The 16,532-nt window shown below is 62.4% G+C and carries 16 protein-coding genes; 4 read left to right on the top strand and 12 right to left on the bottom strand.

Annotated elements, in window-relative coordinates:
• The first annotated feature begins 9 nt into the window (after positions 1–9).
• Positions 10–282, top strand: coding sequence for a translation initiation factor IF-1 (gene infA, locus AC1ECK_RS30075; protein WP_480325771.1), 273 nt, complete (start codon positions 10–12; stop codon positions 280–282).
• Positions 283–323: 41 nt separating this feature from the next.
• Here infA and AC1ECK_RS30070 read toward each other — a convergent pair whose 3' ends face one another.
• From AC1ECK_RS30070 to AC1ECK_RS30050, 5 genes are read right to left on the bottom strand one after another with little or no spacing between them, the layout of a single operon-like run.
• The gene (locus AC1ECK_RS30070) at positions 324–1,151 is read right to left on the bottom strand and encodes an IclR family transcriptional regulator (RefSeq protein WP_480325769.1); all 828 of its coding nucleotides are present in this window, start codon (positions 1,149–1,151) and stop codon (positions 324–326) included.
• A 55-nt stretch (positions 1,152–1,206) separates the two neighbouring features.
• Positions 1,207–2,112, bottom strand: a complete 906-nt coding sequence (locus AC1ECK_RS30065; protein ID WP_480325767.1) for an SMP-30/gluconolactonase/LRE family protein — start codon at positions 2,110–2,112, stop codon at positions 1,207–1,209.
• Positions 2,109–2,960 carry a citryl-CoA lyase gene (locus AC1ECK_RS30060; RefSeq protein ID WP_480325765.1) on the bottom strand — a complete coding sequence of 284 codons (852 nt, stop codon included), beginning with the start codon at positions 2,958–2,960 and terminating at the stop codon, positions 2,109–2,111. Before AC1ECK_RS30060 ends, AC1ECK_RS30065 begins: the two co-directional genes overlap by 4 nt.
• A gap of 1 nt (position 2,961) precedes the next feature.
• Positions 2,962–4,410: an MFS transporter gene (locus AC1ECK_RS30055; RefSeq protein WP_480325763.1), complete on the bottom strand. Its 1,449-nt coding sequence runs from the start codon at positions 4,408–4,410 to the stop codon at positions 2,962–2,964.
• 35 nt (positions 4,411–4,445) lie between these two features.
• Positions 4,446–5,657, bottom strand: coding sequence for a CaiB/BaiF CoA transferase family protein (locus tag AC1ECK_RS30050; protein WP_480325842.1), 1,212 nt, complete (start codon positions 5,655–5,657; stop codon positions 4,446–4,448).
• Between the two features lie 522 nt (positions 5,658–6,179).
• On the opposite strand from AC1ECK_RS30050, the gene AC1ECK_RS30045 reads away from it, so the two are divergent.
• Complete coding sequence (locus AC1ECK_RS30045) at positions 6,180–6,755, top strand: ANTAR domain-containing response regulator (protein WP_480325761.1); 576 nt, start codon at positions 6,180–6,182, stop codon at positions 6,753–6,755.
• 10 nt (positions 6,756–6,765) lie between these two features.
• Positions 6,766–7,911, top strand: a complete 1,146-nt coding sequence (locus tag AC1ECK_RS30040; protein ID WP_480325759.1) for a CmpA/NrtA family ABC transporter substrate-binding protein — start codon at positions 6,766–6,768, stop codon at positions 7,909–7,911.
• Positions 7,912–8,030: 119 nt separating this feature from the next.
• Here AC1ECK_RS30040 and AC1ECK_RS30035 read toward each other — a convergent pair whose 3' ends face one another.
• The 6 genes from AC1ECK_RS30035 to AC1ECK_RS30010 all read right to left on the bottom strand — a co-directional run bounded on the left by AC1ECK_RS30035 (position 8,031) and on the right by AC1ECK_RS30010 (position 14,492).
• Positions 8,031–8,972 carry a choline ABC transporter substrate-binding protein gene (locus AC1ECK_RS30035; protein ID WP_480325757.1) on the bottom strand — a complete coding sequence of 314 codons (942 nt, stop codon included), beginning with the start codon at positions 8,970–8,972 and terminating at the stop codon, positions 8,031–8,033.
• 28 nt (positions 8,973–9,000) lie between these two features.
• Positions 9,001–10,017, bottom strand: coding sequence for a GlxA family transcriptional regulator (locus AC1ECK_RS30030; protein WP_480325840.1), 1,017 nt, complete (start codon positions 10,015–10,017; stop codon positions 9,001–9,003).
• A 105-nt stretch (positions 10,018–10,122) separates the two neighbouring features.
• Positions 10,123–11,025, bottom strand: a complete 903-nt coding sequence (gene choW / locus AC1ECK_RS30025; protein ID WP_480325755.1) for a choline ABC transporter permease subunit — start codon at positions 11,023–11,025, stop codon at positions 10,123–10,125.
• Positions 11,018–12,187 carry a quaternary amine ABC transporter ATP-binding protein gene (locus tag AC1ECK_RS30020; RefSeq protein WP_480325753.1) on the bottom strand — a complete coding sequence of 390 codons (1,170 nt, stop codon included), beginning with the start codon at positions 12,185–12,187 and terminating at the stop codon, positions 11,018–11,020. The genes choW and AC1ECK_RS30020 overlap by 8 nt, the downstream gene beginning before the upstream one ends.
• A 344-nt stretch (positions 12,188–12,531) precedes the next feature.
• A complete protein-coding gene (locus AC1ECK_RS30015) occupies positions 12,532–13,479 on the bottom strand; it encodes a LysR family transcriptional regulator (RefSeq protein ID WP_480325751.1) in 948 nt (315 codons plus the stop codon).
• 203 nt (positions 13,480–13,682) lie between these two features.
• The gene (locus AC1ECK_RS30010; RefSeq protein ID WP_480325749.1) at positions 13,683–14,492 is read right to left on the bottom strand and encodes an SDR family NAD(P)-dependent oxidoreductase; all 810 of its coding nucleotides are present in this window, start codon (positions 14,490–14,492) and stop codon (positions 13,683–13,685) included.
• A gap of 139 nt (positions 14,493–14,631) precedes the next feature.
• Between AC1ECK_RS30010 and AC1ECK_RS30005 the strand changes: the two genes are divergently transcribed.
• Positions 14,632–15,588 carry a GlxA family transcriptional regulator gene (locus AC1ECK_RS30005; RefSeq protein WP_480325747.1) on the top strand — a complete coding sequence of 319 codons (957 nt, stop codon included), beginning with the start codon at positions 14,632–14,634 and terminating at the stop codon, positions 15,586–15,588.
• Positions 15,589–15,648: 60 nt separating this feature from the next.
• Here AC1ECK_RS30005 and AC1ECK_RS30000 read toward each other — a convergent pair whose 3' ends face one another.
• The gene (locus AC1ECK_RS30000; RefSeq protein ID WP_480325745.1) at positions 15,649–16,473 is read right to left on the bottom strand and encodes an NAD-dependent epimerase/dehydratase family protein; all 825 of its coding nucleotides are present in this window, start codon (positions 16,471–16,473) and stop codon (positions 15,649–15,651) included.
• Positions 16,474–16,532 lie beyond the last annotated feature (59 nt).

The following is a 16,532-nucleotide window of genomic DNA, read 5'->3' as shown; positions in this document are numbered from 1 at the left end:
GAGTTATGCATGGCGAAAGAAGAACTGCTTGAACTTGACGGTATCGTCGACGAAGTACTTCCGGATAGCCGTTACCGCGTGACGCTCGACAACGGCGTCGTGGTTGGCGCTTACGCATCCGGACGCATGCGCAAGAATCACATTCGTATTCTCGCGGGCGACCGCGTGACGCTCGAGCTGTCGGTCTACGACCTGACCAAAGGACGGATCAATTTCCGTCACAAGGACGAGCGCGCCTCCGGTGGCGGTGCCGCCCGCAATACGCAGTTCCGTCGTCGCTAAAACGGCGACACGTCTGCCGTCGCCATGACGGCCGCTACCCGCTAGCGAAGCTTGTCGCGCGCCTTCTCCGGCTTGAGCCATGCCAGAGCGGCGCGCAGCGGGGTCGCATCTCCGCCGAGCAGCTCGCTTGCCTCAATCGCAGCCTCCAGCATGGGCCGGCGCATGCGCAGCATCAGTGCTTCGTCGACACGCGAACGCGGTCCCGCCAGCGTAAACGCGCCGGCGAGCGGCTGTGCCGCCGAAAACACCGGCGTCGAAATACCCGCCGTTTCCGCATCGCGCTCGCCGAGCGACAGGTAATAGCCGTCGCGACGAATGCGCTCGTACAGCTCTCCCCGCCCACCGTCGAACGCGCTTAGCACGCGCCCGCCCGAGCCTTTGTCCATTGGCAGGACGTCGCCCTCGCGCACGTGATCGCGAATCGCGTGGGTCGAATCGACCCGATGCAGACAGACGCGCAGGTTTTTCTGCCGCACATAGAACGACACGCTTTCGCCGCTCTCGTCACGCAGGCGGCGCATCAACGGCAACACCACATCGCCGAGCGCCAGGCTGCGCTGATAGAGCGCGCCCAGTTGCAAGGTGGCCGGGCCGACGTAATAAAGGCCCTCGTCCGAGCGCAGCAGCATCCGATGATGCGCAAGCGAAGCGATCAGCCGCAGGATCGTGCTTTTGTATAGCCCGGTGCGAGCCGCCAGTTCGGCAAGCGACACGCCTTTGTCCTCGGGGCGGAACGCGAACAGAATGGCAAACGCGCGATCGAGCGCGGCGACGCCGTCGGGCGCGGAAGATGGACCCGCGACGGCTTCGGCATCAACGGAGTCAAGGCTAGAAGGACTGGAGGGCTTGGATGATCTGGATGCGGCCATAGGCGGTTTGCAAGCGGCAAGAAGCGCCAGGCGTTATGCCTGACAGAACGCCATTTTACCCGCCTAGGCCCGGTGTGCTCCACAGCGCCGACAAAACCGCCCCGCTGCTCGAATCCGTGATGAACACGGTGCTGTGCTGCGCGCCGCCAAACGTGACGTTGGTGATCGTGCGGCCCGCGCACGATTCGAGTTTGGCGATCCCCTCGCCATGCGGATTCAGCACAAACACCGCGCCAAGCGACGCGTGCGCGACAAACAGATTGCCGCTGCGATCCATTGCCAGACCGTCCGGTCCGCTGACGCCATAGAACTGCGCAAAGCGCCCGACCTTGCTCGTGCTGCCGTCCGCGAGCAGCGGCAGCCGCCAAACGGAGTTGTCGCGCGTCATCGCGACAAACAGCACCTTCTCGTCAGGGCTCAGCACCAATCCGTTGGGACTCGGACCATTCGAGATCAGACAGTCGAGCCGGCCATCGGGACGCAGGCGATAGACGCGTCCGGTTGGATCGTGCAGGCCCGTCTGCCCCTGATCGGTAAAGTAGATATCGCCGTTGCTGGCGACGATCAGATCGTTCGGTCCTTTAAAGCGCTCGCTGTTGCGCCGTGCGATCACCGCGCTAACCGTGCCGCTCGCGGGATCGAGTGCGAGAATGCCGTTCTTGTAATCAGCAATCAGCACGCGGCCATCGGGATGCCAGGCCAGCCCGTTCGGCTCGCCGTCGTATTCGGCGACCACGCTCCATTCCAGTTCCGGCGAAATCCGCATGATGCGCCCGTGCGGAATATCGACGAGATACAGATTGCCGCGCGGATCGAAACACGGGCCTTCGATAAACGAATCGACCACCGCCCCGCCCTTGTTGGCACGCGACCACTCCGTCACTTCGTGGCGGCGCATGGCCGCAGGCATCGTCGTGTGGACGACGGTGCCGACCACAGGCGGCATGGGATACCAGTTCATTTGCTCTCCTCATGTTCGAGATGGCGCGTAGCGGGCCCCGTATAGCGATAGGCCATCTGACGCGGCATCGGCCCCTTGTTGCGCTCGCCGCGTCCGCGCTGCTCCCACGCATGCGACAGAATGCCGACCGCGCGTGACAGACAGAAGACGCCGCGCGCCAGTTCGGGAGCAAAACCGAGTTCGGCGTAGATCACGGCGGTGGCGCCGTCGATATTCATCGGAATCGGCTTCGATTTGCGCTGCTTCAGCAACGCTTCGATACCGCGGGCGATGGCGGCATAGCGTCCGGACACGATACCCTCGGCCGCGGCATCGTCCACCATTCCCAGCAGCCGGCTTGCGCGCGGATCGACGGGATGGAAGCGGTGTCCGAAGCCCGGCAGGTATTTGCCATGCTCCGCGATAAACGCGTCGATACAGGACGCCACTGCATCCGCGAGGGCTGCGCCATCGTTCTGCGCCTGTTCGATCGCATGGAAGATCTCGACCGCCTGCTGCCCCGCACCGCCGTGCACGTCATCAAGCGTATTGAGCGCCGACGCCATGGCGCCGTTCAAGGGCAAGCCGCAACTGACCGCCATGCGCGAAATCGCAATCGACGGCGCATGCGGGCCGTGATCGACCGACGCCACCAGCGCCGCCTCCAGCAAACGCGCCTGGCCCGCGCTCGGCAAATCGCCGCGCAGCATCAGCCAGATCATCTGCGGAAAACTGATCTGGCCGATCAGTTCCTGAATCGGATAACCGCGCACCTGGATCGAGCCCGGGTGAATATCGATGATCGAGGTGCTCCAGTAATCGGCGGCGAGCGCGGCGGGGTCGAGCGGGGTATGGGTCATAGCGGTCATGTCAACGGTTGATGTCTTCGAGTGCAAGGCCTTTGGTAGCCGGTCCCATGATGCCGATCAGCAGCATCACAAACACCATGCAACTGCTGATCATGACGAACACGCCGTTCGCGCCGAAATCGCGTAGAAAAAACGCCACCAGAAAACCGGAGAAAATCGCGCTCAAACGGCTCCACGAGTAGACAAAGCCGATCGCCCGTGCGCGGATTTCGGTCGGATACAGCTCCGACTGATAGGTCTGAAACGAGTAGGTCATGATGGTCAGCGCAAGGTTCATGCAGAAGCCGAATACGATCAGACCCAACGAGCCGGTCTGATGCGCGAAGGCGAGACCGAACACGGCAATCGCACCCGACGCGCCGACCAGACTCCATTTGCGTTCGATCTTGTCGGCAAAGTAGAAAAACAGGGCTGGTCCAAGCGGCAACGCAATCGACATCAAAAACGAATACTGCAAACTATGTATGAGATTGATGCCCTTGCTGGTCAGCAGCGAAGGAATCCAGTTGCTAAAGCCGTAAAAGCCGATCACCGAGACCGCGTTATAAACCGACATCATGATGGTGCGCTTCAGATACGGCGCCTTCAGGATGTCACGAAAGCGCCGCTCGACCGTGGGCGCGCTATGCGTATGCGGCACGGGCGGCGGCAACGGGCGTCGGTATTGACGCTCCACGACACGCTCGATCTGCTGCGTCACGCGCGCCGCTTCATCGAGGCGGCCGCGCGTCACGAGCCAGCGCGGGCTTTCGGGAATGCCCAGGCGAATCAGCCAGACAAGCGCCGCGCCAAGCGCACTCGCCAGCACGACCCAGCGCCAGCCGTCGAGACCGAACAGGTGCTGCGGCACCAGCCACCACGACATCAAGGCGACCACCGGCACCGCGCAATACGGCACGACCTGGGTAATCGCAAAGGCCCGGCCACGCAGATTCTTCGGCATCAGTTCAGCAACATAGGTATTGATGGTGACCATTTCGACGCCGAGTCCGAGCCCCGCAAGCAGGCGGAAAATATTGACGCCAAGAGCGCTTTGCTGAAACGCCATCATGATGCTGGCCGACGTATAGGCCAGCAATGCCACCACGAAGATGCGGCGGCGGCCGAAACGGTCGGCCAGAAAACCGAGCCCCATGGTGCCGATAAAAAGCCCAAGGAACGTCGCGGCCACAAAAGCCGCGATGCTGTTCATGGCAAAGATCGACGTCGAAGTCTTGACGAACAGACCGCTCTCGATCAAACCCGGCGCGATATAGCCGGTCATGAACAGATCGTAAAATTCGAAGCAGCCGCCGAGCGACAGCAGGAACACGATCGTCCAGATATGCCGCGTGGCGGGCAGGCGATCGAGCCGCGCGACAATGCCGCGGGCCTGGGTTTCCTGATCGGCGTTGTGCTGCGCGGCGTTCGCGAATCCGGCGCGCGCGACCGCGTTTGATGCTTGTCTCATGAACTCCTCCAGTCAGATCTCTTCGCGATGCGAGCCTAGATGGCGCCGTCTTCCCGTAGCCGCGCGATCGCGCCGGCATCAAAACCGAGACGCTGCAAATGCGCGTCCGTGTGTTCGGACAGATGAGGCGCGCGCGAAACCGGCGCGCCACTCGATATCTCGCCGTGGGCGTCGGCAAAGCGAAAGCCCGCACGCGTGACACGCTGGACGGTTTCGCCGTCCGGCAACTCATGAACGAATTCGCGCTCGACAAGCTGCGCCTGGCCGAGCGCCTCGGGTACGCTCAGCACCAGGCCCGCCGGCACCCCGGCTGCGCTCATGCGTTGTTCCCAGTTGCTGGCGGTGTCGAGGGCGAGCGCCGCTTCGATCTCTCGCTTCAATTCGGCCCGATAGCGCTTGCGCGTATTGCGCTCGCTAAAGCGTTCGTCCTGCGGCAAATCCGGCCGGCCGATCAGTTCGCATAACGCAATAAATTGCCTGGTCTCATTAGCAGCGATATTCAGCATGCCCTCGCCGCAAACGAAGGTTCCGGAAGGTGCGGCGGTAAAATTTTCATTGCCCATGGGGGTGGGCGTGACGCCCGCATTCAGATAGTTGGAAACCACCCAACCCATGCTGGAGAGCGTCGCCTCGAGCATCGAGACATCGATGACCCTGCCCTCGCCCGTGCGCTGCGCCGCCACCACCGCCGCGCAGATCGCCAGCGCCGCGCTCATGCCGCCGACTGTATCCGCCACCGGATAACCGACGCGCAACGGCGCGCTGCCGGCATCGCCCGTGACGCTCATCGCCCCCGACATGCCCTGGATAATCTGGTCGTAGGCCGGACGATGCGCGAGCGGACCATCGTTGCCGAAACCCGAAATTGCGCAGTAGACAAGGCGCGGATTGATGCCGAGCAGCGCTTGCGCGCCCAGACCGAGCCGGTCCATCACGCCCGGACGGAAATTTTCGACCAGCACATCGGCCTCGGCCACCAGCTTGCGCAGGATGTCTTTACCCGCCTCATGCTTCAGATTGAGCGTCAGCGATTCCTTGCCGGCATTCACGGCCACAAAGGACGCGCCCATATTGCGCGCCGAGGCTTGCGGGTCGGCGCCTAACCGGCGCGCCAGATCGCCGCCGGCGGGATTCTCGATCTTGAGGACATCGGCGCCGAGCAGCGCAAGCTGATAGGTGCAAAACGGCCCCGAAAGGACGTTCGACAGGTCCAGCACGCGAATGCCGGAAAGCGGGAGGGAAACCATCACAAGCCTTTTCGGAGTTGCTCGATCATCGTTCTATCTGACAGAACTACGTTCTATAATTTGACGAAACGGATCGTATTCCTCGGGATCGGGAGATGGAAATAGGGGTTAGCACTGAGTTTGCTGAGGCGCGGTGGGGCGAGTTCGACCTTCTTTTGGTCTCGGGCATCACCACGGAAAGGCAACTGCAAGATCGACCACAACCTGCCGTAAGCATTTGTCGCATAAGCGGTTTTTAGGTTTTAAAGCCGCCCGGAGATCCGCCGCGGCATTCGCCATGAGCGCCACTCACCGGTCACGCGCCGTTTCTGTGCACCCGATGTATCGCGCACCACTACCGTGCATTTCACCGTGCCGCGCTTCCAACGAGAAATCATGACTGCACGGGTGGCGCAACAACTCATACAGATGGCATACAGCTTGCTTTAAGCCCTGTGTGATCCACCGCCATCGCAAGCCAAGCGCGCGAAGAGCTCCCACAACCGACGCCAACTTCCCGATGCCGCTGCCCCCAGCCGAACCATGCTCCGTGTATTGCTCGTAACCGACACAGATAAGCCGATAGGCGATCTGCGCGACGCCCTCGCACGGCTCGGCTACGACATGCTGGCCGGCACGGCGACCTCGCAGGCGCTGCACCGAAGAGTCGAAAGCGAGCGGCCGGATGTCATCATCATCGACACCGAATCGCCGTCACGCGACACGCTCGAACAACTGGCGGTGATGAACGCGACCGCGCCGCGCCCCGTACTGATGTTCAGCAACGACACCAACCAGCAACTGATCCGCGACGCCGTAGGCGCGGGCGTGACCGCCTACCTTGTCGAGGGCCTCGCCTCCGAGAAGCTCGCGCCGATCCTCGAAGTGGCGCTGGCCCGCTTTGCACAGGAGACGCAGCTACGCGAACGGCTCGCCCAGGTCGAAAACGAACTGGCCGAGCGCAAGCTGATCGATCGCGCCAAGCGTCTGCTCATGGATCAGGAGAAGCTGACCGAACCTGCCGCTTATGCGAGCCTGCGCAAGCGTGCAATGAACCAGGGCGTCAAGCTCGTCGAGGTCGCGCGCCAGATTGTCATGGCCGCCGACTTGCCCAGATAATGCGTGGCTCATGAACCAACCTGCTCCCCCTACCCAACCCTGCGCGCCGATGCTCGAAAAAACGCATCTGCGGCTCGGCTTTGTCTCGCTTGCCGACGCGGCGCCGCTGATCGCGGCCAAGCTGCTCGAGTTCGGGCATGCGCACGGCCTGACCCTCGAGCTCTCGCGCCAGCCGTCATGGGCCGCACTGCGCGACAAGCTGCTGGCCGGCGAGCTGGATGCGGCTCATGCCTTGTACGGTCTCGCGTATGGCGTGCAACTCGGCCTTGGCGGTCCGCAAACGGATATGGCCCTGCTGATGGTGCTCAACCGTAATGGCCAGGCCATTACGCTGTCGAACCGTCTGAGCGATGCGCTGGCCGAGCACCGAACACTGCCGCGCGCGTTGGCGACGCTTGGCCGCAAGCCGGTCTTCGCGCAGACCTTCCCGACCGGCACGCACGCGATGTGGCTTTACTACTGGCTGGCATCGCAAGGCGTGCATCCGTTGCGCGAGATCGAAAGCGTCGTGATTCCGCCGCCGCATATGGTCGCCGCCCTCGCGGAAGACCGGCTCGACGGACTGTGCGTCGGCGAACCGTGGAATGCCGCCGCCGAAGCACGGGGCATCGGCCGCACGATCGTCTATAGCAGCGAAATCTGGCCGGATCATCCGGAGAAGGTCCTTGCCTGCCGGCGCGACTTTGTGAACCAGCATCCCCAGACCGCGCAAGCGCTAGTGCAAACCATGCTCGAAGCGTGTCGCTGGCTGGACGGCGACGGTCATCGCAACGAGATCGCACGCTGGCTGGTGCGGCCGGAATTTATCGGCATCGATGAAGCGCTGATTGCGCAGCGCCTGAGCCGCGACGTCGCGTCGTCGGCGCCCAACCGGCTGCCGGTGCGGTTCTTCGAAGACGGCGCGGTGAACTATCCGCGCCCCGATGACGGCGTATGGTTTCTGACCCAATACGAGCGCTGGGGGATGATCAAACACCGCGACGACTATCGCGAGATTGCCGCGGCGATCAACCAGACCGGTTTGTATCGCGACGCTGCGAGCCGGATCGGCATCGACATTCCGGCTGAAAGGGTTTCCGAGGTTCTGATAGATGGCCGGGTGTGGAACGGCAGCGATCCCGGTGGATATGCAAAAGGGTTCGAGATCCACGCGTAGCGCGGCAAACCGAAGGCGCGTCTCGTGCGCTGCCCCGAAGCCAATCCACAACAAAAAGCGCGGAGCGCATGCAGGACGCGGCGGCCCCATACACGCTCCGCTTCGGGGAGCGCCCCGCCTCAGTGCGAAGCGATATACGACTTCACCGCCGGCAGCCCCGGCTTGCCATCGATCGTCGTTACGCCGGCCAGCCACTGATCGAGCACTTGCGGATTCGCCTTTAGCCAGTCGCGCGCCGCCTGGTTCGCGTCGGTCTTGTTCATGATCGGCGCCATCACATGGTTTTCGATCGCCGTGGTGAACTGCAGATTCGACACCAGCTTCGCCGCATTCGGACAGCGCGCCGCATAGTCAGGCGGCGTCGCGGTGAAAACCTTCGCCTCGCCGTAGTTCGGCCCGAATACATCGTCGCCGCCGGCCAGATAATCGATCTTCATCTGCACATTCATCGGATGCGGTTCCCAGCCGAGAAACACGATCCATTGCTTTTCGCGGATCGCGCGGTTGACTTCGACCAGCATGCCCGCCTCGCTCGATTCGACCAGCTTGAATTTGCCGAGGCCGAACTGGTTGCCGTCGATCATCTTCTTGATCAACGCATTGCCGTCGTTGCCCGGTTCGATACCGTAGATCTTGCCGTTGAGCTTGTCGGCATACTTCTGGATATCGGCAAAATTCTTCAGGCCGCCGTTATACACATAGTCCGGCACGGCCAGCGTGTATTTCGCGCCGGTCAGATTCGGCGTCGCCAGCACCTTGATCGTGCCGGCCTTGACGAACGGCGTGATGATCGGGTCCATGGTCGGCGCCCAGTAGCCGAGAAACACATCGATCTGCTTGCTCTTTATCCCCGCGAAGGTAATCGGCACTGAGGCAATCGTCTTGGTCGGGTGATAACCGAGGCCTTCGAACACCGTCGAGGCGAGCCCCGTGGTCGCCGCGATATCGGTCCAGCCGACATCGGCAAAACGCACATCGCGGCACACAGCCGGATCCGCGGCGTGAGCCATTGCGCTTGCCAGCCCGAGTACGCAGGCCGCTGCCATACACTTTCTATTCATTTCTATTTTCTCCACGCTTGTTGTTGACTTAATCACGTTGACGACGCTCGACACTCGGTGCATGGCCAAACTGCGCCCGGTAGGCCTTGCTGAAATGACACGGCGAGTGAAAACCGCACACCGTTGTCACGCGCGCAATCGATGCATCGGTGGTGCGCAGCAGATCGCGGGCACGGCGCAGACGCAGCGTCAGGTAGTAATGGGTCGGCGATACGCTCAGATAGACCTTGAACATGCGCTGCAAATGGCGCTGCGAAAGCTGCACCAGGCGCGCGAGCTCCTCGAGCGACAGTGGCTCCTCGATATTCGCCTCCATCAGACGCACCACTTCGATTAGCTCCGCGCGCGAAAAACCCACCCGGGCGTCGACAGGAATCGGCTGAGGATCGCTGGCGCTGCGGATCCGCTCCAGAATGAATTGTTCGGATACCTGAGCAGCGAGGTTTTGACCAAGGCGGCTGCCCACCAGATTCAGCATCAGATCGAGCGGCGCCGTGCCGCCGGTGCAGGTCAGGCGATCGCGGTCGATGACAAACAGTTCGTCCGCGAACTGCACGCGCGGAAATTCCTTGTGCAGCGTCGACAGATCCTCCCAATGCACGGTGCAGCGATAGTCGTCGAGCAGCCCCGCCGACATCAACGCATAAGCCCCCGTGCAAATTCCGCCGAGCGGTACGCCCTGCTCTGCCACATCGCCGAGCAAGGCCTTCACATCCGAATCGACGGCGCTGCGAATCTGCGTACCGCCGCAGACAATCAGCACATCGGGCATCCCCGCCTCTTCCAGCGTGCGGGTCGGCTTGACCGTCATACCGTTGCTGGCCCGCACGGCGACACCATCCGGCGTCAGCACCGACCAGCGGTAATGCTGTGCGCGACCCACATAGTTGGCCATGCGCAAGACTTCGATCGCGCTGGTGAAAGCAATCATCGAAAAACTGGGCAGCGTCAGAAAACCGAAATGCGCAAGACTCGACAAGGGCGCGCCAAGGCGGGTCGAGCGGGCCAACTCAGTCGTAGCAGAAGTCACGTCGTCGCGCTCCATGATGCTCAGGGTGAGTTGTTCCATCGCGAAAGCCCGAAGGCCTTCGCGATGCGCTGGTTGAATTTGATCTGTCCTGGGTAGGTGTCTGTGCTGTGGTGCGAACAATCAGCTTTGTACGGCGGGTTCCTCGCGGCGCACCCGCATGACGTTGCGCAAGCCTGCGAAACGCGGTGCGGTTGCGGCGCCCGGCGAGCGGCCGAAGCTTTCGGTGATACGGTCCAGAATGATCGCCAGCAACACCACAGAAAGACCGCTCTCGAAACCGAGACCGATGTCGAGGCGCTGGATACTCGCCAGCACGTCGTTACCGAGACCGCCTGCGCCGACCATCGAGGCGATGATCACCATCGAGAGCGCCATCATGATGGTCTGATTGACGCCCTGCATGATCGACGGCAGCGCGTTCGGAAACTGCACCTTGTAGAGCAGTTGCCACGGCGTACAGCCGAAGGCCTGGCCTGCTTCGACGATCTCGCGGTTGACATGACGGATACCCAGGCTCGTCAGACGCACGGCGGGCGGCATCGCAAAGATCACGGTCGAGAGAATCCCCGGCACGCGCCCGAGACCGAACAGCATCGCCGCCGGAATCAGATAGACAAACGCGGGCATGGTTTGCATCAGATCGAGAATCGGCCGCACCACCATCGCCACATGCCGGTTTTTGGCGGTCCAGATGCCGAGTGGAATGCCGAATAGCAGACTGATCAAGGTCGACGACAGCGTAAGACCGAGCGTAATCACCGTCTCGTCCCAGAAGCCGGTCGCGTAGATCAGCAAGAGCGCGAGCGTCGTAAAGAACGCAAAACGCCAGCCCACCCGCCACAGGCCGATGCCGATAAAAAACGCCATCAGCGCCCACATCGGAATCGCTTGCAAGCCATGTTCGATCAGCGCGGCGAAGCTTTCGATGGCCTTGCCGATTGCGTCGAAGGTGCTCGCGTCGTGATCGAGCAGATAGTGAACCGAATCGTCGACCCAGCGGCCGAGCGGGATCATCTCAGACATGGGAACCTCGATTGCGCGTAAGAACCTTCAGGACGGCCGTCTGGTTGACGGAGCCGCAATAGCGCTGCTCGTCGTCGACCACCGGCAACGCGGTCGCATTCGCGCAGACGCGCGACACCACATGCTCCAGCGACGCGCCCCGCGAAATACATTCCACCATGCGCAGATCCGGCGCGGCGTTGCCGATCGCATCGCGAGTCACGAAGCCGCGAATGCGCCGTTCGGCGTCGAGCACGAATGCGTATTCGGCGCTGCCGTTGAGCGATGCCGCGACGCTCGTTTGATCCAGATTGCGCACCAGCGGGATGTCGTTGGTCTGCATCAGATCGCCGGCGGTCAGATAGCGGCTCGTATCCACACCTTCGAAAAATGCCCGCACATAATCATCGGCCGGATTACTGATGATTTCCTGCGGCGTGCCGATCTGCACCACCCGGCCGCCTTCCATAATCGCAATCCGGTTGCCGATACGCAGCGCCTCTTCGAGATCGTGCGAGACGAACATGATCGTGCGACGCTGGTTCTTTTGCAGCTCCAGCAGCACGTTCTGCATTTCCTTGCGCTTGAGCGGATCGAGTGCGGAGAACGCCTCGTCCATGATCATCAGCGACGGGTTGACGGCCAGCGCACGCGCAAGACCGACGCGCTGCTGCATGCCGCCGGACAATTCGGCCGGCAGCTTCTGCGCGAAGCTTGCGAGCCCAACCTGTTCGAGCACGCCGAGCGCGCGTTTTTCGCGTTCCTTGCGGCCCACCCCAGCCACTTCGAGGCCGAACGCCGCGTTCGAGAGCACCGTGCGTTGCGGCATCAGCGCAAACGACTGGAACACCATGCTCATATCGGTGCGGCGCAGCGAGGTCAGCTCGGAGCGGCGCACGGCGGCAATATCGCGGCCATCGACCAGCACCTTGCCTGCGGTCGGCTCGACCAGCCGGTTGATCAGACGGATCAGCGTCGACTTGCCGGACCCCGAGAGGCCCATCAGCACGAAAATCTCGCCTTCCTGCACGTCGAAGGAGACGTTATGGACGCCGACTATATGGCCGGTTTTCGCATGCACTTCGTCCTTCGTGGAGCCGCTCGCCAGCATATCGAGCGCCAGCTTGGGGTTGGCCCCGAAAACCTTACATAATCCTTCGACCACGACCTTTGGGGAATTCATCGAATCCATCTCCTCGTGGTGCAGGCGCCGGCCCGCACAATCTGCCTACATAGTTGCCAGAAAAAACACTGACAGGCCGACTAATTGCGACAGACGCTTGCGGAAATGCGACACGCGTGGCAAAGCACGGGTGTTAGTGGGAGGCTGGGGGCCTTGCTGGGCGGGGGTTTGCTGCGATGGTGCGATGCGTCGTGGCTAACTTGCCGATGTCGCATATTGGATGGTGGGTGTCCGAATGGGGATGCTTACCACAGGCGAACCCCATCGCTTTCGATGTTGCGCAGCAGTGCCGGGTTGGAATACGACTCAGGATGCGTGCGCCGACCGCTCAATCATCAGCCCTATCACCTGCGCTTTCGCTCAGACACCGTGTCGACGGACGCAACCTTTACCGTCGACACCTCGGCAAAAAACCCCGCCGCATGCTCGACAAACGCCTTCACCTTGGCCGGCAGTAACGTGCGCGTGTTGTATGCGAGCCGGAGATCGAACGCCACATCGATCACTTCGAATTCCTCCAGAATGGCCACCAGCCTGCCACTGGCCAGATCGTCCTGGACGAGCGATACCGGCACCAGACTGATGCCGAATCCCTGCAGCGCCATCTCGCGGTTGAACACCGCGTTATTCGAAGCGATATCGTACTTGAGCGGCACCACCAGGTCTCCCTCGCCGAGCCGGAAGGTCAACTGGGGCTTGCGAAACGCCGGTGAGAACACCACAAACGTATGTTCGGAGAGTTCGGACGGATGGGTCGGCAGTGAATGCTGTTGCAGATACGCCGGACTCGCGACGATAACGAAGGCCATGCGCTCCAGAAGTCGCGTGACAACCGTGTCGCTGCTCAGCATGAAAGGCAGCACGATGCCAAGGTCGTAGCCGTCCGCCACCAAGTCGACGGGCCGCTCCGTGAGCGTCACGTCGAGGCTCACCTTGGGATGCTTGCGCTTGAACGTGGAAATCAGCGGCACCAGCCGGTTGACGGTGGCTGTGGTATGCGCGACGAGGCGCAGCACCCCGCTCGGCTCGAGCGCCTGCGCCGAAGCATCCGCTTCGAGCGCTTCCAGATCGTCCAGAATGCGCGCGCAACCATCATAGAAACGTTCCGCTACCTCGGTAAGCGAAACTTGCCGCGTGGTCCGGTTGAACAGCCGGCTGCCGAGACGGCGTTCGAGTCCGGCGATGGAGCGTGACACGATCGGCGTGGTCAGGCCGAGCATATCCGCGGCGCGCGTAAAGCTGCGTGCTTCGACAACGGCGCGGAACACCCGCAGACTCTCCAGATAATCCATAGGGCACCTCGTGCGTGATGGACTCGACGGCCCAGCGGTTGGCGGGCAGGTTTCCGCACCCGCAACGCCGAATGCTGAACTGAGCGTCTGGAGATTACCGCATAGTTGCCCAAGGGCTAAGTCATCCTTCTCGCGGCGGCAACAACAAGGGTGGCCGCCGCCGCGAATTTCGCACCGTATTTCGCCTGGCGCTTTGGCCTGCGTTACGCTGCCGCGCCTACCCGATAACGCGCCGCCGGCTGGCTACGCGACAGGTTCGGTCCCAGCGCGGCACGCGCTGCCTCGAACGCCTGCCAGTCAGCCGCGTCGGGCAGCGACGGAACCGTCGCGAGTTCGCCCAGATCGAGACCGGCAAGCGCGGCGTCGACGAGATCCTCGGCGCTCATGACGATCTCCTCCGGGAGGTTTTCCACCGGCTGACCGGCAATATCCCAGAACTCGGTGCGAGTCGCACCCGGCAGCACGGCTTGCACGCGCACGCCCTTGCCGGCGAGTTCGTGGTGCAGCGACTGGCTAAACGCCAGCACGAATGCCTTGGTGCCGCCGTACACGCCGTTCAGCACTTCCGGCGCCACCGCCACGATCGACGCGATGTTGATAATGGCGCCGTTGCCGCGCGCCACGAACACCGGCGCAATCGCATAGGTCAGGCGCGTGAGCGCCGTGACGTTCAACTCGATCATCGCTTCCATCTTGTCCACATCGGAAACGAGCAGCGGCCCGGCGCCGCCGATGCCGGCATTGTTCACCAGCAGCGTGATGCTCGAATCGGTCCGCAAAATCTCTTCGACGCGGCGCACATCGGCCTTGACGCCCAGATCGGCGGCCACCACTTCCACCGACCGGCCCGTGGCTGTAGTCAGACGATTGGCAAGCGCGTCCAGCCGTTCACGGTTGCGGGCGACCAGAATCAGGTCATGGCCGCGGCGGGCAAGGCGCTCGGCATAGACTGCGCCGATCCCGGAAGAAGCGCCGGTAATGAGGGCGGTGCCCTTGTGTGTCGTGTCGTTCATCAGATTTCTCCATTAGCGCCGACCCCATGTCGGTCTGCATGAAACGCAGCGTAAGTGCATAATGGGATGTCTCCAATGTCATAGATGCCACTTTTTAGGCCATAACCCGCCATTACCCGCCCTTACCCAGGACACTGCCATGTTGCGGATCGGAATTGTTCTCTATCCCGGCTTCCAGGTGATCAACCTTGCCATTACCACCGTGTTCGAATTTGCCAACCTCACCGCCGGAAAAGCGCTCTATGAGGTCGTGCTGCTTTCCGAGCATGGCGGGCCGGTGCGTTCGTCGGGCGGCTTTTCGGTGGAAACCCAGCCGTTCGACGACAGCCGTTTCGACACCGTGCTGGTGGTGGGCGACAACGAGGTGATCGAACCGAGCAGCGGACTGATCGCGTTTCTGCAGCGTTCGGCGCAGACCTGCCGGCGCATCGGCTCGACCTGTACGGGGGCGTTCAATCTCGCGCAAGCCGGCTTGCTCGACGGCCGGCGCGCCACCACGCACTGGTTCTTCGCGGGCCGCTTGCGGGCGGCCTACCCGGCTGTCAAGCTCGAGGAAGACCGGATCTTTATCATCGACGGGCCCGTGTGGACTTCCGCGGGCATGACAGCCTGCATCGACCTGACGCTCGCGCTGGTAGAAAAGGACATGGGCGCCGAACTCGCGCGCGCGGTGGCGAAGAAACTGGTCGTCTATCACCGCCGTGCGGGCGGGCAGTCGCAGTTTTCCGCGCTGCTCGAACTGGAACCGCGCTCCGACCGGATCCAGACCGCTCTCGCCTATGCGAAAAACAATCTGCATGCCGAATTATCGGTGGAGCAGCTCGCGGAAGCCGCGCATTTGAGCCCCCGTCAGTTCAGCCGGGCGTTTCGCGCCGAAACCGGCCAGTCGCCGGCCAAGGCGGTCGAACATCTGCGCATCGAGGCGGCGCGTCTGATGCTGGAGTCGGGACTGCATCCAATCGAAATCGTCGCGAGAGATACCGGCTTCGGGGATCGCGAGCGGATGCGGCGGGCCTTTTTACGGGCGTTTGGACAGCCACCGCAGGTGATTCGCCGGGCGGCGCGCGGCAACGGTCAGGAACCGGAACGGGCCTAGACGGCCATGCTGGGCAGCGCCCGCCCCTTGTATTGCAACATCAGGATTGCCGACGATCGATCAAGGCAGCGGCACGCCCACCACAAACGCCCCGCCCTGGAAGCGCTGCGCCGGATCGTCGAGATCCTCGCTCGGCGCCTGCACCGCAAAGCGGCCTTCGAATTGCGCCGAGCTATCCTGCGGCCGGTAACCGAGAAACGAGGCCTTGGTGTTATCCCACCACAAGACCCGGTTGTCCGATACGCCATAGACGATCGCGTGCCCAACGCGGTTCGTGAACAGCGAGCAGCGCACCAGTTCGATAAAGTCCCGATAGCTCAGATAGGTCACCAGCATGCGCGGATTCTTCGGCTCCTCGAACGAGGAACCGATGCGCAGACACACCGTCTCCAGACCCAAGCGGTCGAAATAGTAGCGTGACAGCGTTTCGCCAAAGCACTTCGTTACGCCGTAGAGACTGTCGGGGCGCAACGGTGAATCGGCATCGAGCACGGCCGTCGTCGGATGAAAACCGATTGCATGATTGGAGCTCGCAAACAGCACCCGCTTCACGCCATGCTTTTGCGCCGCCGCATACAGGTTGAAGACGCCGCGGATATTCGCTTCCAATAGATCGTCGAACGGCGCGTCGACGGAGATGCCTCCCAGATACACGACCGCGTCGACGCCTTCGAGCAAGGCATCCACCGCCTCGCGGTCCGCCAGATCCAGCACCACATGCTCTTCATGCGCGGCAGCCACGCCGAGCGGCGTGATATCGGACAGCCGCACGAGATCGGCCCATTGCGCCAACGCAGCGCGCAACTGGCGGCCCAGATTGCCGGCCGCGCCGGTCAGCAAAAGCCGTCGAAACGGCTTACCCATCGATTCCTGTTGCTCGCTCATCCTGCCTGCTTCTCCAGTTCTGCCGCGGCCGTCCGGCGCTCTGTTGTCCCGTTGCTCCC

Source organism: Paraburkholderia sp. SSBN10T (genome assembly GCF_056619545.1).
Note: the sequence above shows the minus strand (reverse complement) of the source record. Positions and strands in the feature narration are given on the sequence as shown.

What these genes read in the sequence shown, in the direction of transcription:
- infA (WP_480325771.1), top strand. Translation starts at nt 10, where the DNA reads ATGGCGAAAGAAGAACTGCTTGAACTTGACGGTATCGTCGACGAAGTA.
- AC1ECK_RS30070 (WP_480325769.1), bottom strand. Translation starts at nt 1,151, where the DNA reads ATGGCCGCATCCAGATCATCCAAGCCCTCCAGTCCTTCTAGCCTTGAC.
- AC1ECK_RS30065 (WP_480325767.1), bottom strand. Translation starts at nt 2,112, where the DNA reads ATGAACTGGTATCCCATGCCGCCTGTGGTCGGCACCGTCGTCCACACG.
- AC1ECK_RS30060 (WP_480325765.1), bottom strand. Translation starts at nt 2,960, where the DNA reads ATGACCGCTATGACCCATACCCCGCTCGACCCCGCCGCGCTCGCCGCC.
- AC1ECK_RS30055 (WP_480325763.1), bottom strand. Translation starts at nt 4,410, where the DNA reads ATGAGACAAGCATCAAACGCGGTCGCGCGCGCCGGATTCGCGAACGCC.
- AC1ECK_RS30050 (WP_480325842.1), bottom strand. Translation starts at nt 5,657, where the DNA reads ATGGTTTCCCTCCCGCTTTCCGGCATTCGCGTGCTGGACCTGTCGAAC.
- AC1ECK_RS30045 (WP_480325761.1), top strand. Translation starts at nt 6,180, where the DNA reads ATGCTCCGTGTATTGCTCGTAACCGACACAGATAAGCCGATAGGCGAT.
- AC1ECK_RS30040 (WP_480325759.1), top strand. Translation starts at nt 6,766, where the DNA reads ATGAACCAACCTGCTCCCCCTACCCAACCCTGCGCGCCGATGCTCGAA.
- AC1ECK_RS30035 (WP_480325757.1), bottom strand. Translation starts at nt 8,972, where the DNA reads ATGAATAGAAAGTGTATGGCAGCGGCCTGCGTACTCGGGCTGGCAAGC.
- AC1ECK_RS30030 (WP_480325840.1), bottom strand. Translation starts at nt 10,017, where the DNA reads ATGGAGCGCGACGACGTGACTTCTGCTACGACTGAGTTGGCCCGCTCG.
- choW (WP_480325755.1), bottom strand. Translation starts at nt 11,025, where the DNA reads ATGTCTGAGATGATCCCGCTCGGCCGCTGGGTCGACGATTCGGTTCAC.
- AC1ECK_RS30020 (WP_480325753.1), bottom strand. Translation starts at nt 12,187, where the DNA reads ATGAATTCCCCAAAGGTCGTGGTCGAAGGATTATGTAAGGTTTTCGGG.
- AC1ECK_RS30015 (WP_480325751.1), bottom strand. Translation starts at nt 13,479, where the DNA reads ATGGATTATCTGGAGAGTCTGCGGGTGTTCCGCGCCGTTGTCGAAGCA.
- AC1ECK_RS30010 (WP_480325749.1), bottom strand. Translation starts at nt 14,492, where the DNA reads ATGAACGACACGACACACAAGGGCACCGCCCTCATTACCGGCGCTTCT.
- AC1ECK_RS30005 (WP_480325747.1), top strand. Translation starts at nt 14,632, where the DNA reads ATGTTGCGGATCGGAATTGTTCTCTATCCCGGCTTCCAGGTGATCAAC.
- AC1ECK_RS30000 (WP_480325745.1), bottom strand. Translation starts at nt 16,473, where the DNA reads ATGAGCGAGCAACAGGAATCGATGGGTAAGCCGTTTCGACGGCTTTTG.